General features: G+C 46.1%; 16 protein-coding genes and 1 pseudogene. 10 read left to right on the plus strand and 7 right to left on the minus strand.

Annotated features, from left to right (window positions below; genetic code table 11):
- Window positions 1–74 precede the first annotated feature (74 nt).
- Window positions 75–680, minus strand: coding sequence for a multiprotein bridging factor aMBF1 (locus SBG41_RS02370; protein ID WP_317895943.1), 606 nt, complete (start codon window positions 678–680; stop codon window positions 75–77).
- Window positions 681–772: 92 nt separating this feature from the next.
- On the opposite strand from SBG41_RS02370, the gene SBG41_RS02375 reads away from it, so the two are divergent.
- Window positions 773–1,987: a proteasome-activating nucleotidase gene (locus tag SBG41_RS02375; RefSeq protein ID WP_317895944.1), complete on the plus strand. Its 1,215-nt coding sequence runs from the start codon at window positions 773–775 to the stop codon at window positions 1,985–1,987.
- Between the two features lie 49 nt (window positions 1,988–2,036).
- Here the strand turns inward: SBG41_RS02375 and SBG41_RS02380 are convergent, their stop codons facing one another.
- From SBG41_RS02380 to SBG41_RS02390, 3 genes are all read right to left on the minus strand, one after another.
- On the minus strand, window positions 2,037–2,738 hold the full coding sequence (locus SBG41_RS02380; RefSeq protein WP_317895945.1) for a hypothetical protein: 702 nt from the start codon (window positions 2,736–2,738) through the stop codon (window positions 2,037–2,039).
- A gap of 127 nt (window positions 2,739–2,865) precedes the next feature.
- Window positions 2,866–3,297: a putative metallopeptidase gene (locus tag SBG41_RS02385; protein WP_317895946.1), complete on the minus strand. Its 432-nt coding sequence runs from the start codon at window positions 3,295–3,297 to the stop codon at window positions 2,866–2,868.
- Window positions 3,298–3,339: 42 nt separating this feature from the next.
- Entirely contained in the window at window positions 3,340–4,497 is a 1,158-nt protein-coding gene (locus tag SBG41_RS02390) for a PhoH family protein (protein ID WP_317895947.1), read from the minus strand.
- A gap of 187 nt (window positions 4,498–4,684) precedes the next feature.
- Between SBG41_RS02390 and SBG41_RS02395 the strand changes: the two genes are divergently transcribed.
- The 9 genes and pseudogenes from SBG41_RS02395 (at window position 4,685) to SBG41_RS02430 (ending at window position 11,355) form a co-directional block, all read left to right on the plus strand.
- Window positions 4,685–5,323 carry a tRNA(Phe) 7-((3-amino-3-carboxypropyl)-4-demethylwyosine(37)-N(4))-methyltransferase gene (locus SBG41_RS02395; protein ID WP_317895948.1) on the plus strand — a complete coding sequence of 213 codons (639 nt, stop codon included), beginning with the start codon at window positions 4,685–4,687 and terminating at the stop codon, window positions 5,321–5,323.
- Window positions 5,324–5,451: 128 nt separating this feature from the next.
- Window positions 5,452–5,898 (plus strand): CBS domain-containing protein, encoded by a 447-nt coding sequence (locus SBG41_RS02400; protein ID WP_317895949.1) that lies wholly within the window; start codon window positions 5,452–5,454, stop codon window positions 5,896–5,898.
- A 161-nt stretch (window positions 5,899–6,059) separates the two neighbouring features.
- A pseudogene (locus SBG41_RS10490) lies at window positions 6,060–6,215 on the plus strand (CBS domain-containing protein); the annotation flags it as partial.
- A gap of 48 nt (window positions 6,216–6,263) precedes the next feature.
- Window positions 6,264–6,839, plus strand: a complete 576-nt coding sequence (locus tag SBG41_RS02405; protein ID WP_317895950.1) for a CBS domain-containing protein — start codon at window positions 6,264–6,266, stop codon at window positions 6,837–6,839.
- Window positions 6,840–6,925: 86 nt separating this feature from the next.
- The gene (locus SBG41_RS02410) at window positions 6,926–7,870 is read left to right on the plus strand and encodes a CBS domain-containing protein (protein WP_317895951.1); all 945 of its coding nucleotides are present in this window, start codon (window positions 6,926–6,928) and stop codon (window positions 7,868–7,870) included.
- 116 nt (window positions 7,871–7,986) lie between these two features.
- Window positions 7,987–8,841 (plus strand): CBS domain-containing protein, encoded by an 855-nt coding sequence (locus SBG41_RS02415; RefSeq protein WP_317895952.1) that lies wholly within the window; start codon window positions 7,987–7,989, stop codon window positions 8,839–8,841.
- A 71-nt stretch (window positions 8,842–8,912) separates the two neighbouring features.
- Complete coding sequence (locus SBG41_RS02420; RefSeq protein WP_317895953.1) at window positions 8,913–9,713, plus strand: CBS domain-containing protein; 801 nt, start codon at window positions 8,913–8,915, stop codon at window positions 9,711–9,713.
- 191 nt (window positions 9,714–9,904) lie between these two features.
- Window positions 9,905–10,465 (plus strand): Mut7-C RNAse domain-containing protein, encoded by a 561-nt coding sequence (locus SBG41_RS02425; RefSeq protein ID WP_317895954.1) that lies wholly within the window; start codon window positions 9,905–9,907, stop codon window positions 10,463–10,465.
- A gap of 170 nt (window positions 10,466–10,635) precedes the next feature.
- A complete protein-coding gene (locus SBG41_RS02430; RefSeq protein WP_317895955.1) occupies window positions 10,636–11,355 on the plus strand; it encodes a VTT domain-containing protein in 720 nt (239 codons plus the stop codon).
- Here the strand turns inward: SBG41_RS02430 and SBG41_RS02435 are convergent.
- The 3 genes from SBG41_RS02435 to SBG41_RS02445 form a co-directional block, all read right to left on the minus strand.
- On the minus strand, window positions 11,294–11,836 hold the full coding sequence (locus SBG41_RS02435; RefSeq protein WP_317895956.1) for a hypothetical protein: 543 nt from the start codon (window positions 11,834–11,836) through the stop codon (window positions 11,294–11,296). The genes SBG41_RS02430 and SBG41_RS02435 overlap by 62 nt on opposite strands.
- 181 nt (window positions 11,837–12,017) lie before the next feature.
- A complete protein-coding gene (locus SBG41_RS02440) occupies window positions 12,018–14,183 on the minus strand; it encodes a GNAT family N-acetyltransferase (RefSeq protein WP_317895957.1) in 2,166 nt (721 codons plus the stop codon).
- Window positions 14,184–14,226: 43 nt separating this feature from the next.
- Window positions 14,227–15,768 (minus strand): acyl-CoA carboxylase subunit beta, encoded by a 1,542-nt coding sequence (locus tag SBG41_RS02445; RefSeq protein ID WP_317895958.1) that lies wholly within the window; start codon window positions 15,766–15,768, stop codon window positions 14,227–14,229.
- Window positions 15,769–15,834: the final 66 nt, after the last annotated feature.

Genomic DNA, 15,834 nt, shown 5'->3' on the forward strand with positions numbered 1-15,834 from the left:
GTAAGTACCTAGAGCCCCTAAAATAGCTCAGTCCCGGGCCACATGCTCTTAGATAATATAACTATAAGGCATACTTAGTCTTCGCGCAGCTCTGCTACATCGCCTAATGTTAAGTAGAAGTCCTCAGAGCCCTCGGCCTCTTCTTCTTCCTCGGCTACTGGCTCAAGAAGCTTTACTCCTAGAACACGCTCAAGCCTCATAGCAAGATCGACCGGGGGCACAAGGGACCCTGACTCTATTCTGCGAATAACGTTTTCACCCACCTTGACTCTCTGTGCAAGCTCTTTCTGGGTTAACCCTAGGCGTTCACGTGCACGCCTAACACGCTCAGCATAGTCTTCAACAACCTCGTACTTTTCTACGAGTCCGAGCCCGCTTCTTCTCCTAGCTGGGCGAGGCCTAGCTGCCCTTCTCTGCTCGGTTCTTACACTAGGCTTTGTAGGTCTTTGAGGAGGCTCCCTTTGCTGCGTGATTGGTGCTTCCCTAGGCTTAGGCTGTGCAAGCCTTAGACGCAATGGTGTATCGGTGGCTGTTCTGCGCGCCCTCGACATGTACTTTCGATAGCATCTCTCGCATACAATCATCTCAACACCGTCAACATAGATAGTGTAAGCCCTCCCCTCTATCGGCGCTCCGCACATTTCGCAATACAGTACCTGGCCCCGTCTCCTAGTACTCATTGCTGTAGTATCACCAGTGTAGTTATGGGCCGCAAACCATTATTTAGGTATTCATACGCTTCTAATATATGGATGAATGGTGGAAACAGGTTATGCCAGAGCAGGATACAAGTATTGAAGAAATGTACAGACAGTATATTATTCAGCTTGAAAGGAAAATTAGAGAGCTTGAAGCAGAACGTATGGAGCTGAGAAGAGAGCTTAGACGCTACAAAATGGAGGTTGATAAGCTTCTAAGCCCGCCTCTAATCGAGGCGGTCGTGCTAGGCGTATTGCCCGATGGAAGAGCAATAGTTAAGAGCAGTACGGGCCCGAATCTAGTGGTAAATGTCTCATCACATATTGACGCTTCCAAGCTTGTACCAGGTACATATGTTGCTCTAAACCAACGTGGCTCAACAATAGTGGAGATTCTTCCACAGTACGAGGACCCGTATGTAAGTGCAATGGAGGTTGCGGAGAGACCAAAAGTCACGTTTGACGATATAGGTGGTCTTGAAGAGCAGAAGCGCGAGCTATATGAGGCGATTATACTGCCTTTAAAGAACCCAGACCTATTCCGTGAGCTTGGAATAGAGCCGCCAAAAGGCGTCCTCCTTTACGGCCCGCCGGGCTGTGGAAAGACTTTGCTAGCGAAAGCAGTTGCTTCAATGAGTAATGCGACGTTTATCCGCGTCGTGGGTTCAGAGTTCGTACATAAATACATCGGCGAGGGTGCAAGGATAGTAAGGGAGGTATTCAAGCTAGCAAGGAAGAAGGCGCCAGCCATTGTCTTTATTGACGAGATTGATGCGATTGCTGCTAAGAGAATTGATATAGGTACTAGCGGTGAGCGCGAGGTTCAGCGTACACTTATGCAGTTGCTCGCAGAGCTCGATGGCTTTGATCCACTTGGTAATGTAAAGGTGATAGCAGCGACTAATAGGATAGATATACTTGACCCAGCTATTCTGAGGCCAGGTCGATTTGACAGACTAGTATACGTGCCGCCGCCTAATGAGAAGGCCCGCGTAGAAATATTCCGCATACATACGAGGAAGATGAAGCTGAGCAATGATGTAGACTTCGTGCAGCTTGCAAAGCTTACGGAGGGCGCTACCGGTGCGGACATTCGTGCAATAGTAATAGAAGCAGGATACTTCGCGTTGCGCGACAACAGGAAGGTAGTAACTATGAAGGACTTCTTGGCGGCTATAGAGAAAGTTATGAAGAAGAGAAGAAGACCTTACGCGGAAACAAGCGAGTACTTCGAGTCAGAGCTGCCGGTGGCAAAGAGAGACGAGAGTGCGGCCGTCATGCATATGTAGGCGATCTTCGAATGCACTCTTTCTAATACGTAACCTATCTCTGAAATCCTCATAAGCTCGTCCTGCTTTCTGCCTCCTTTAGTGACTTGTAGACCTTTCTGTAACGTAGCCATGTGGACGCCATCCTTCTCACCATTATATTCCATTCGTCGTCGCTAACACGTTTATAGTGCATCTCAACCCTACCGTCCGACAGCACACGGAAACCCGTTTTGAGGTACTTTTCACCATTCCTTGTAGCAAACACCGTGCAGTAAGTAAGCAAACATACTATGGGTTTGAACCTCTTTCCGCCAAGGGCTTCAAGCGTGCATTCTCCTTTTTCGACGTCGAAGAAGATACACCTACCCATAGGCTCTGTATCGAGCCTATAGACTCTAACCCATCCTCCCGGCGTTCTTATGAGTTCGCTCGGCTGTTTCATGATCTTTTCGGCCACGTTGCTCGGTAATTCACGTAGTTCATTTTCTAGGATAAATGCACCGCTTCTGAATACACAGCATTTGTTGCACCCCCTTGGACACTCCATACGAAATGCATCCTTAAGCACACCTTCGTTCATCTCTTCAAATACTTCAAGATTTACATGTGTGCCTGGAGTGGGTTTGAAGACTGCTAAGAGGCGTTTCAGCCTAGGACTATAGTATACGCCTTGAAACCACTTCTTCAGCCTAGCAGCTTCCCTCAATGCATAAATGTTCCATGCTCTATCGCCGCGCCGCGGCTCCTTTAGCACGTAAATCTTGCCCATACTTTCGTGTCACCACCTTAGTCTGCAAGAGAGAAGAGCCACTGTCAGTTTATATAGTCTATAGAGCAGGCTGAAGACAAAATGATGCATCCAGGATAGTGCAGTAAAGACATGTATGTGTCGCACGTTAGCTATTTTCTATTCTTTTAAGAGACAGTTTCACGAGGCGGCATAATGTCTCCACGTCTTCTTTTCTCAACTTCTCCTTGATCATCCTCTTGATATTTCTCCTCTTACTCCACTCGCCATGCGCTCTTAGCCCGCCACTAAATGTGCGAGGAATATGAAGTAGTTCGTGAACGAGCGTCTCTACTATTTCCTCACAGCTGAGCCTAGGAAACTTTTCTGAGACAAGTTCAATAATATATGTCGGCTCGCAGATGCCTAGCTTAATAAAAGGCGAGGGGAGCCCCCATATACGTGCGAGTGCTGTAGTTTTTGAGCCCCTGCTCCAAGCTATATAGATCCTGTCTATTTTTATATAGCTTAGTCCAAGCTTTGAAATAAGGATTGCAAGGGCCTCGTCGAGCAGATGGTCACGTAAAAAACGCAGCGCCAAAAACTCCTACGCCTCGCTCTGCTCCCAGCTATGCTACCCGTGTTATCTGCGCTTCTTTCTTCTACCAGTCTCCTCTTCCTCGATTACTTCGTACGCCTTTACGCCGACTCCTAGGAGTTTTCTAAACACCGCGTCTAAGAACTTCACGTGGAAGCCGCGCTGGCCTACAAAGGCGCCAAACTCGTTGCTACGCACCTTTACCGCTAAGTAGGGTCCTTCGAAGTCGGCGTCTAGTACATGCTTGTAGATCCAGCTTACAGGGTGCACAGCTCTAATGATGTTTGTAAAGTCGAGTGTTAGCTCAACAGCCCTAAGTCTCATTTCTGTGTCTTGTTCTATTTTCTGGATCCTCTCGCCACCCTTGCCTACAAGCCTACCAAGGTAACCCTCCTTGACTATGATCAGAGCGTCTGGAACATGCTCTGCTGTTATCTCAAACTGTTTCTTAGCATCAACGAACTCAACAACTGTTATTACGTCGGCGTCTGGTGCATATATCCTTGCCGCGTCAAGGATTCTTTTTTCTATTTCGTTGAGTGGTCTATTCCTCATACGCATCTCTATTAGGAGGCGTATTCCACGCCTTGCTCCAGGTCTCACAATGTCTTTTAAGCCAAGGTCAACGACTTTTGCATTTTCTTCACCTATTAGTACTTCTCGCATCACAGTGGCACCATCCCTTTCAACTCCATGAGGCTTCTGGAACACGGGGTCGCCAGCTATTACGAACTTACTGTTTCTTCCAATTCTCATCAATATTTCGACGCTACTCTCTGGCGGAATATTTTGCGCATCATCTAAGAATATGATAGCATCATCAAACGTTCTTCCTCGCAGATAGTGCGTGTCAGCGAAAATGATCTTGCCTTCCTTTATTAGCTCCTCTACTTTATTCCACTCTATGAACTCCGAGAGTATGTCTCTTAGATACGCGAATGCAATCTCGTAGAACTGCTCGCCAAGCTCTTGTGCCGTAAGCTCCTTACCAGTAACTACGTCTACAACAGGTCTTGATATAATCAGTTTCTTATATTTCTCTTCAAGTATGGCATCTATACCGTAGAGCACGCTGAACAAGCTCTTGCCGCTGCCAGTAGGTCCAAATAATCCAACTATCTCGTATTCATCGCTTTTGAGCGCTTGCAGCATCTCTTCCTGGCCCTTGCTCATAGGCTTAAGCTTCTCCAATAGCGCGCCCATTGCTAACACCCTCCCCCAGCTACGAGACCCGAGAACAGCTTAGGAGTATAGGCGATCCTTTATCAGTCTTTAAACGAGTTGAGCAAAACGTGTACAAGATAAACAATACTATATTCATTATTCATAGACTTATGTGTACGAGCAGCTAATAACACTACTCGTACTACTAGGTTGCAAGGGCCACGCTATGGGGAAAGTGCGGGACTGGAACCAAGAAAAACTAGAAGCTTGGCAAAGGCTATGGGAGGACCTTGAGATAGGCTATCTAGATACCGATATACTAGACGTGCTTGTAGAGTTCTTTCTTAGACCCAAGGCTTTTACCAAGAGTAGCTGCTCGGGTCGAATAACCGTAATTGATGCGGACTATCCTTGGAGCAAAGAAGAAACGGCAACAATATTCAAGAAGCATGAACCCGTCAAGTCGGTTGAGATAGAACGATTACTCAAGGTTCCTCGAAGCACGCGCCTATGGCTTAGCGTTCAAGGGCCCATATACCATGTATATGTAAGAGACTTCGAGGAGGCTAAGGTGATACTTGAAGCAGCCAGAGAAGCCGGGTTTAAGCATAGCGGAATAATGGTCCTGGGTTATCCGATGCTAGTTGAACTACGTACAGGTGTGCGTGCGGACATACTCTTAGCTGATAAGCAAGAAGTGCTAATAAAAGAAGAACGCATTGAAGACATAGTTAGCATAGCTAATGATGTCCTGGCCCAGGCAAAAGAGAGGAATAGAAGACTGTTAAGGGCGCTACGGGAAAGGAGGCCCCAAGAACTATGGCAGCCCGCGCGCGAGAAAGCCAAGCAACTCGGCCTCCTATAGTATTGTTCAGTACTTCTCATAGAATCGCACAGCCAAGGGGCGAAGAACAGCTAAGCCTATGAATATATTTTCCTCTACGGGGGATTAGGAACACAAACGGCTGAAAGCTCGGCGTGGGCTGATAGGCGATGAGTGAGCCGTTTGAAGGGACTAGTGATGTTGAAGAACTGCGTGTCTCTGATGCAATGGTTACTAATGTAGTCACTTGTGGCCCCGATGAGAATGTTACCAAAGCTGCACAAAAAATGGCGGAAAACGATGTGGGTAGCGTAGTAATTGTTAATGAGAAAGGCTCAATAGTAGGCATAATAACCGAAGGTGACATTGTTAGAAGAGTAGTAGCAAAAGGACTTGACCCGAATCGTACACTAGTACGTCACATTATGACACCAAATCCTGTAACAATATACGAGGATGCCCCGCTCTCTGCTGCTGCAGACTTAATGAGCAGGAAGCGCATTGGGCACTTGCCGGTAGTCGATCGTGACGGTAGACTTGTAGGAATAATTACGAGGAGCGATATAATACGCTATGCTCCAGGTCTTCTCGAAATACTGTATCTGAAGTCAGTGTAGACTCAAGCATAAAGTACATAGTGATGTTTACCGATTAACGTGGAGATGCTGGGAGTCCGGGCTCTATGTCCGTGTTGGCGCCTTTACCTACTTGAGCGGCCGTAAGTATATAGCCCACAATAAGTACCCTCTATAATATGGTGTAGAGCCTGACTCCACGCATAGCAGACTTATTCTACTATAAACACCCCCATGTTCTACCCAATGCAAGCATTGGTTTCCTGCGAAGACTCATACGTGATAATAGACTAAGGGTATTACCCGTAGTAAGCGATGAAAAAACACTCCGCCTAATTGGCCTAGTTAAGCGTGGCTCACTGCTAGAAGTATCTGCTACCCGTACAGAGGCAACTGCAAAGAACCTTATGGAGGATCCTAAAATCACTGCTGTACCCAGTGACGATGCTGTATCGGTTCTTCGCAAGATGCTTAAGTACGATGAATGGTATTCTCCCGTCATAGACGAGTCCGGCAAGTATCTTGGAATCTTTGGCCTTGAAAACGCTATAAAGCATATTCTCGACTCCGATGAAAGTGCACTACTAATTCCCATATCCGAGGTAATGCAAAAATCAGTAGTATATGTTGAACCAGATACTCCTGTACATAAAGTATGGCAACTAATGCGCAAGCATGGATTTGCAGCTCTTCCGGTGGTCAAGGAGGGCAAGATCGTTGGTGTGATTGCTGAATACGATCTACTATCTCGAGGATATACAAGGCCTGACTTCGAGGCAGATAGTTACCGTAAAGGCCCGTTCGTATATGAAGTTATGTCGACGCCGCCGGTAACCCTACTGCCTACTGCAACCTTACGTGATGCGGCAGAGCTGATGATTAAACGTGACATAGGAAGAGTCTACATAGTCGATGAAGAAAAGCACCTCCTCGGAGTCATTGATAGAAGTGATGTTGTCTCGAAATGGCTCTCAAGTAAGTAGTCTGGAGATGCATGTACGGCTTTTTAGTCTAGACTAAATAAGCTTGCGTGGAGCATCTAGTAAACTGGAAAGCTAGGGTGAAAGCAGTGTCAAGAGGTTACATCGTTCCACCTCGTAGGCCTGAGGGAATTCGCTGGCTACGTAGCGATGGTAAACCAAACTTTAGTGACCGAGTCTATCGTAGCGAGAGAGATGCAAAAATCCTTGCACGTCGACCGGTATATACAATAACAAAAACGGCCACGATACTTGGAGCAGCAGAGGAAATAACAAGGTACAATGTGAGAGCACTACCGGTAATTGTTCCTAATAAGGAGGTGTTGGAGGGAATAATTACTGCAACAGACCTGGTCAACTACCTTGGTGGCGGAGAGCTGTATAATATAGTCGTCAATAGGCATAACGGCAATATTTACTCTGCGTTACTACGTGAACATGTAGCTTCAATAATGAATCCTAACCCTGTATACGTTACAGTAAACGATACTCTCGCGAAGATAATAGAGACGATGGTTACTAAGAATGTTGGCGTAGTCCCAGTGGTCTTTGAGGACATGAGCCTATGGGGTATAATAACTGAGCACGACCTGGTAGAACATCTAGCCGAGAAAAATATTGGTAGAAAGGTAGAGGAAGTTATGACTAAAAACGTTATAACAGTAGACTCAAAGGCTTCAATAAAGGAAGCAGCAGAGACCATGATTAAATACGGTATCAGGAGGCTACCAATAATAGAAGAAGGAAAAATATGGGGCATGGTAACTGCTAAAGACATTGTCAGATTCTTTGGCTCGCATGATGTCTTCAGATACATAGAAACAGATCGAATCGAAGAGGCACTCAAGGCGCCAGTGAAGCTGGTAGGTTTAAGCGGCTATGTAACAATAGCACCTGATGCTGACGTAGGAGAAGCAGCTACGCTAATGAAGGAGAAAGGCGTAAGTAGCCTGCTTGTGGTAAAGGACGATGAACTTGTTGGGATAATTACTGAGAGGGACGTCTTGTTCGCTGTAGCTACTAAGAAAGAGTAAGCACTCTACTAGCGGCGTTGGCATATTTTACTTGTCTGTGCATATTGTTTTATTTGTGTTTTTTATGTTAAATGTTTTTAGTTATTATTGTAGTCTTGTTTCGTAAGGTGATGTAAATGGCTTCATATCCGAGAGTAGACGAGTATATGTCCTCTCCCGTTGTCGTTGTTAAGCCGAGCGATAATCTAGCTCATGTGCGAAACCTCATGATTCGTTACCGCGTAGGCCGCCTTGTCGTAATAGATGATAATAATAGACCAATAGGTATTGTAACTAAGACTGATTTTCTCAAAGTTGCTTCGGGCTCGCTTGCTTCAAGACCCTTAGACTCGGTATTTGTTAGAGAAATTATGACGGGAGATGTGGTAACGATAACCCAGGGCCGCTCGTTAAGAGAGGCTGCAAGACTGATGCTGCAGCACAATATTGGAGGACTTCCCGTGGTTGATGAAGAAGGCAGGCTAGTAGGCATTATAACGAAGACTGATATCGTTAGGGCGTACGCTGAAAGGCTTCGGGGCAAATATAAGGCCTCTGACTTCATGTACAGTGATGTACCTAAGGCGGCTCCTTCGCATAGTGTTTCCTACGTGATTGATCTTCTATATTCGCATCCGTCTCGAAGAGTGCTTGTGGTTGATTCTGGCGAGATAGTCGGCATTATAGCTCCGAGCGATATAGCGTTCCTAGCCGAGTATCCATCGGTTTCGAGAACGAAATCTAAAAGTGTTAGACGCTTTGCGGAACTCCCTAAAGGCCGGCTTGGGCCTGTATACGAGTATACAATAATTACAGCGCAAGACGTCATGACTCCTGACCCCATAACTGTTGCCGAGGATAGTGATTTAGCCGAAGCAGCTAAGCTAATGATAAGGCATGGATTTAGCTCTGTTCCTGTTGTTGGTGAAAAAGAGCCACTAGGAGTAGTAGTAAAGCATAACATATTGCAAGCTATAGCTCAGAGCAAGTAGCCGGTATAAGCATAGTAATTTGGGTGCTGCATTAAAACCGTCGCTGTTAGAGTGCTACAGGGGTGAGACGCGTGAAAGCGGCAGACATAATGCTGAAGGACTATCCTGCGGTGGATAAAGACGAGACCCTAGAGCATGCTGTGCGTGTAATGAAAAGATATGACACCGACCGTGTACTTGCTTTTGAGGAAAAGAAGCTTGTCGGAATAATGACTAAGAAGGATATAATGACAAAGCTAGCAACTCTGCGAACGCGTAACGTCGTCCCTGGAAGAATGCATGTATCCAGTTTCATGACTCCGGATCCTAAGACCATACCTCCAGACATTAGCGTAGGAGAAGTCGCGCGGAAAATGGTAAGCGATGGAGTAGGAAGTTACCCTGTCGTTGAAGATGATAATGTAGTGGGACTTATAACAAGGTGGGAAATAGCTAATCTTGTAAACGAGTACGCTGCTGACGTCAAGGCCGTAGACGTTATGATAACTATCCCGGAGATACTAAAAACAACCAATAAGGTGCTGCATGCAAGGCGCCTATTGTTGCAGTATAATTTGCTCTTTATACCGGTAGTTGACGAGGAAGGCAGGCTAGTCGGTTATGTGACTGTAGACGAGGTTGCTGACGCGTTCTTAGCTTTTCACGATATAGTTCCAGAGAAGTATCGTAAAGAGAGGATTGATCATTTACTCGTAGATGATATTATGAGGTTAAGGCCGCCAGTAGTACAGCCTGATACAAGTGTAGTTGAAGCGTTTGAAAAAATGAAGACGAAGAAGAGCAAGGGCGTTGTGGTAATGCACGAGGACAAAATAGTAGGAATAATTACGCTTGATGAGCTCGTCAGGTTAATTGCATCAAAAGCGCCTTAGGCTAACTATTTTTCCTATGTAACCGGAAAAAGTAGTACTGTACTATAGCCTTAGTTTTTCTAAAGCTGCTATAAGCTATAAAGGGGCTATCGGGATAGGACGTGTTCAATTAACGGATACCCCCTTAGAATCCATTAAAAGCGTGATGAGTATTCTTAAGAGCTATTGCAGCATAAGGGTGATGTGATATTTTGAGTGCATCGATAACTCCGAAGGGAAGCGAAAATGCCAGACATAGGAGTCAAGGCGAGATTGCTAAGGGAAAAGAACCCAAGTTTATTGTAGATTCCATGCTTGGCTCGCTTGCTCGCTGGCTTCGCATGCTGGGCTATGACACGCTTTATGCTAAGAATTGGCATGACTCGCGAATACTTGAAGAAGCTGAAAAGAGCGGAAGAATACTTGTTACGCGAGATAGAGGACTATATCGTCGTGCTTTACGCCGCGGCATTGAAGCTGTACTTGTATATGAGAACGTTGTGGAGTCGCTTGCCAAGCTTCATAGGGTTTATGGGATACGTCTTGAAATAGACCCCAATAAAAGCAGATGCCCGTTATGCAACGCTCCTCTGCGTCGTGTTTCTAAGGAGGAAGTTAGAGGAAGAGTTCCTCCTAGAGTATTTGAGGCTTATGAAGAGTTCTGGGTATGCACCGGGTGCGGGCAAGTATATTGGCGCGGTGGTCACTGGAGAGGAATAAATGAGATCCTTGTAGAGGCACGGCGCCTAGCGAGGAGTAGAGGCGGTAAGTGATCGAGGGCCTCAGCACAGCATTTTGATCTCAGCCGCGTTTGCAGTCTGCATCCCGCCAAGTCTCTTTCCGTGTTAGACGTCTCCCATATAGTTATTACTGCTCAGACCCACGCATAGGCACGGGCCTCCAGCGTCTTAGGTAATATCTTGCATGAGAAGGGACGGAGAGATTGAGCGACAGCGTTGTTGACACAATACTATCGCTGATAGGCGTAAAAAATCCCGTATTATCCGCATTTATTGTTTCACTGGTAAGTAATGCTATACCTTACATGACGGTTCCATATCTTGGTCTTGTCGCAGGATGGGGTGCAGTAATTGACTCGAATGCTGAGCGCATTTTTGTAGCAATCTCAGGCGGCCTGGGAGCGGCTTTGGGAAAAGTTATTGTATTTCTCATGGGCAGGTTCTTTCGCAAGATCTTGCCCAAGAAGACAAGGGAGAATCTTGAAATCTTCAAAAAGGCTTTCCAGAAGAGCGTTTTCTTAGCGTTGTTTCTTTTTGCAGCGCTGCCTCTACCAGATGACGTACTTTATATTCCGCTTGGTATGACAGGCTATAATCTATTATTATTCTTTATAGCGGTTTTCCTAGGCAAAGTGATAATCACGTTTCTTGCGGTTATGTTCGGGAACCTGGTGCGTTCCTTACTTGAGAGTTCCGGAGGTCTTACGGTTGAGGGCATTGTTGCTCTGATATTATTGAGCATAGTAGTGGCTATAGTAATATTAAGGATAAACTGGATCCGTATAGTGGAGGTATATAATGAAAAAGGCATTATTTATGCATTTTATGAGCTAATTAAGCAAGTAGTTATTGCAATGCTGCCTAGTCGTGTTGCCGACTTTTTCTCCGAGAAAATAAATAATCTAAGACAGAGACAAGGCTAGCTACTAGTAGCAATAAGAGTACTGGTGATTTTGCTGAACCACTGGGTACAGTGCTAGACGTATTGCTTACCTTTGCTATAGCGTTAGATCTAGCAGCATGATGGTTTGTTTGCTGCGTTAAGTTAGTATAAAAGAATCCTAGCGGATCAATAATCCTCTTATCTAGGGCTATGGCTGAGTGCTCATGTTTCATAATAGTCGTTGAATAGTTGTATCTGAGAATACTAATGCTGGGTGGCTTGATCTCTGCGCGGATACTGCAATCATCTAGGAGGAGTACAATAATTACTGGTTCTTCCAAGGGCACATAGGATTGTGCCTCTATGACAAGTCCGTCGTCTTTCACTTCTTTCGTGAAGGGTATAATGTTTTTCGAATTAGAAGTGTATAATCTAATACTAATATTTTTATCTTTAGTAGTTATTGATTTTATATTAATCAGTGGAATGTAACCTATAACTATTCCCTTTACGGGCTCCACTATTCTCCCGTATGCGGTTATGTTTAAGTCTCTTGGACAGCTATCTGTAACTGATAGAGCCGTAACATTTAGATGTAATATAACGAGGGCTAAAAGCGTAATAATAATCAATGCTTTTCATCCTCACATATGTTGAGGGACTTAGCCTAAGAGCAAGCTCAGCACTCGTCGCTACCACGTACTAGATTGTCTTGGAAACGAGATTACACTCTTTCTCTGCTACCTCGTACAATGCTTTAAGCTTACGTAAGAGCAGGTCTCTTATCTCGTTGCCCGCCTTGCCAGTTATGGCCACTATGTCTCCAAGAGATTTCCCTTGTATAAGGCGAGCTATTATGGGTAGCCGTTCATCGTAGTCTATGTCGTAGAGACCGCCTCTGCACAGAATAGTATTTACGAGGAGGAGCCAATAGCTGTCCAGAATAGATTCTATATCGAGGCTTCCCTGTATAGCGCGCTTTAACCTATATATTTGCTCTTTAGTTAATTCTCCTAGAATTTTTTGAGAAAGCCTTGGCGCACCCTCTAGTATATACGCCATTGTTTCTACTGGTACACCTCGATATAGAGTGTGTCCGGCTAAAAGCAGTTTGCGCAACATATCTTTTGCGATACCGGTTATAATTGACTCCGCGTGATTGCCTACGGGCTTCACGACTGCAATATTGTGCTCGCCGGTGGCTTTGCTTGGTAGTGGAGAAACGTAGGCGATGCTGTATCCATTCTTGAGCCAGAACCTTATTACGTCTGGGCGCCCAAAACTCGCGCCCACCCAGTCAAGTCCCTGCTTTCTTGCACCGTCTTCAATATATCTTAAAAGGTATGAGCCTATGCCCCGTCTTTGCATACTAGGATGTACTGCTATTCTGACTATTCTAAAGCCTTTTAGTCCTAGTGCGTCCGGATTACTGCTTGCAAGCAAGTCTGGAATTATTCTTGCCTCATAAGGGCTACTGCCCGACTCTATGGACACGTCCGCTACAGCGACGGCCTCGTCTCCCATATATGCTGCATAGAGTTTGTGATGCGGTGCATCTAGAATCAGTGCAAGGTCGTCAGGCTCATTTCTGTAATGGGCGAGTACAAGTATTGAGTACAGTTTTCTAAGCTCCTTTCGATTTGATACGAGTCTCGCTCTATCTACCTCTGTTATCCTTATTTTACTCATATCTACTTCTATCGGCCTCTGTTCAACATCTATGCGCAGCATGAAGGTGTCGTAAACCCACTCTTCTAGCGGGTCTCCGGGGGGATAACGTACGGGCGTTTGTAGCTCAATAGTAATCCTTGGAGCTGGCACTATATTCTCAACAATTTTTGATAGTATGCGTCCGCTGCCCTCGTAGCCGTGAATCGTTGTAGCAATAGCTATTCTCGGGGCACGATATGCTATTAGGCGCAGCCTTAAGGGTCCTAGGGCTGCTCCTTCGTCAACTATTGTGAAAGAGCCTGGTTCTACGCGGTCTGGTGTATGGTATCTCACATGAAACCAGGGCCCGCTTATACCTATGATGATGTCGCCACGGCGTATGATGCGATAACGTCTAACCCTTATTGTATCGAGGGCCCTAGCTAGTACCCTAAAAAAGCTTTGAACATTCCAGGGCGAGGGAGCGGTTATTGGTAGAAAGCCCACCATGTGGCTTGCAATCAAGTAGGCTGCGAAGAGCCCTAGTAGTCCTGATTTTCCGCGCCCCCTATCACCTACTATAAAGGCGCCGCGGCCCCGCTTTGAGCGAAAGTGATGTACTAACATATCAAGGCCTATAGCTTGGTCCTGTGTTAGTGCCAAGTCTAGAAGCTCTCGATGCACATGGCTCTTAGGCTCGTAGCTCCTTTCTTGCACCGAACCGGGCGCTTTATTCGGCAATCTCTCGATAAATATCGTATCTCTGTCGATATCTGCCCAGAAGAGTGAGCGCATTGTATAAAGCGATTCTATTAGGTACCTCTTGTAGAGACCAATACTCATAGTACCTCCAGGGTTCCAATCGTCAAGAGGAGGTGCTACGAGTACGAGTATGCCACTGCTGATAATTGTCTCAGCTGCCGCAGCTACAAGGTTTGGCCTTAGGAGCTTCGGCGTAGCAATTATTACTGCCTCGTTGTCTGTTCCAAGGAGCTTCTCTATAGCGGATGGGCTGAGTAGTGTATCGCAATTAGATATATATCTGCGCATGTCGCGTGGTGCTATACAGACTACTCTGCTGTAGAAGTCTTTGAGCCTCCTAGCAATTGTTGACACGGTTTGCGCTATCGTTGCTGAGTGCAGCAGTACTAGCCCTCGGTACCGTGTCTCCCTTAGGTACGTTAACCAGGCTTCTAACGAGCTAAGAACGTTAAACAAATCTTCCTAACCCTGGTTTTGAGCCAAGGTATTTCAGAAGACATTATAATGGTATGTTCCCGTGCTTTCTTGGAGGCCTCCATTCTCTCTTCTTAATTAGAGCTACTAGTGCTTGATAGAGTTTTGGCCTAGTCCTACGCGGCTCTACTACGTTATCAACGAGACCTAGCTCCGCGGCACGGTAAGGGTTGAGGAATGTCTTCTTGAATTCCTCGACTAGTTTTTTCTTCTCTTCTTCCGGGTTGGGAGAAGCTGCAAGCTGCCTCCTATACAGTATCCGTACTGCTGCCTCAGCACCCATGACAGCTATCTCTGCCGTGGGCCAAGCCAAAACAATATCAGCTCCGAGCGAGCGACTACCCATAGAGATGTACGCACCACCGTAGGCCTTCCTAACAATAACTGTTATCTTTGGAACTGTTGCCTCAGAGTAAGCATATAGCATCTTTGCGCCGTGGCGTATGATTCCTCCATGCTCTTGCTGCGTTCCCGGCATGTAGCCAGGGACATCGACAAGCGTTATTATTGGGAGGTTGAAAGCATCGCAGAACCTAACAAACCTAGCTGCTTTACAAGAAGCGTTTATATCAATAGCACCACTCATGACGAGAGGTTGGCTCGCTACTATGCAGACGGGGATGCCTCCTAGCCTAGCAAAAGCAGTGATTATGCTCTGCCCCCACTCTGCATGGACTTCGAGCAAGGATCCCTTGTCGAAAATCTTCTGAAGGACAATCCGCATATCGTATGCCTTCATGGGATCTTCGGGAACTATGGAGTCTAGCTCTGGGTCCTCACGTTCAATGGGGTCTCCCGTATCAACAATTGGAAGAGGCGCTTCATTATTGTCGGGAAGGTATGAGAGCAGTCTCTTCGTAATCTCAATGGCCTCTTCCTCGCTTTTAGCCCTAAAGTGGCCCACTCCGCTTACCTGACTGTGAACCCGTGCTCCCCCAAGCCTCTCAAAGTCCACTTCTTCCCCTGTGACTTCTTTCACGACCTCGGGCCCTGTTACAAACAAATAAGTAATATTATCGACTACTATTGTGAAATCCATTAGTGCTGGAGCATATGCTGCCCCACCTGCAGCCGGGCCTAGGACAAGAGCTATTTGGGGTATAACCCCGCTTGCGTCAACTATTGCTTTCATTATCCTACCGACACCGTGCAGTGCTGCAACGCCTTCCTGTATACGAGCTCCCCCCGAATCCCATATCCCGATGACCGGTACGCCGCTCTTTATTGCGAGCTCAATAGTTCTCACGATTTTCTCGGCATGGGCTTCTCCTATGCTGCCGCCCATAACGCTAAAATCTTGTGCAAATACGTAAACAGGGCGACCATTAATCCTCCCATAGCCTGCTATAACGGCATCTCCGGGCACTCTCTTTTTATCAAGACCGAATAAAGTGCTCCGCGTAGTTGCGAGCCACTGAATTTCCTCAAAGCTTCCCGGATCTAGCAGGAGTTCTAGCCGTTCACGAACATAGAGCTTGCCTTTGCTATGTTGCTTTTTAGACCGTTCTTTCTCGGCCTCTTTAATCCCTTCAATTATTTTTCTTAATTCATCAATCTTATGTGCCAAGACTCATACTACCCCTGACGACACCTTGCGTGGAGAAACCTATAGTTTTTGAGTGGAGAAAATAAT

This window comes from Pyrofollis japonicus (assembly GCF_033097485.1).
GTDB lineage: Archaea > Thermoproteota > Thermoprotei_A > Sulfolobales > Pyrodictiaceae > Pyrofollis > Pyrofollis japonicus.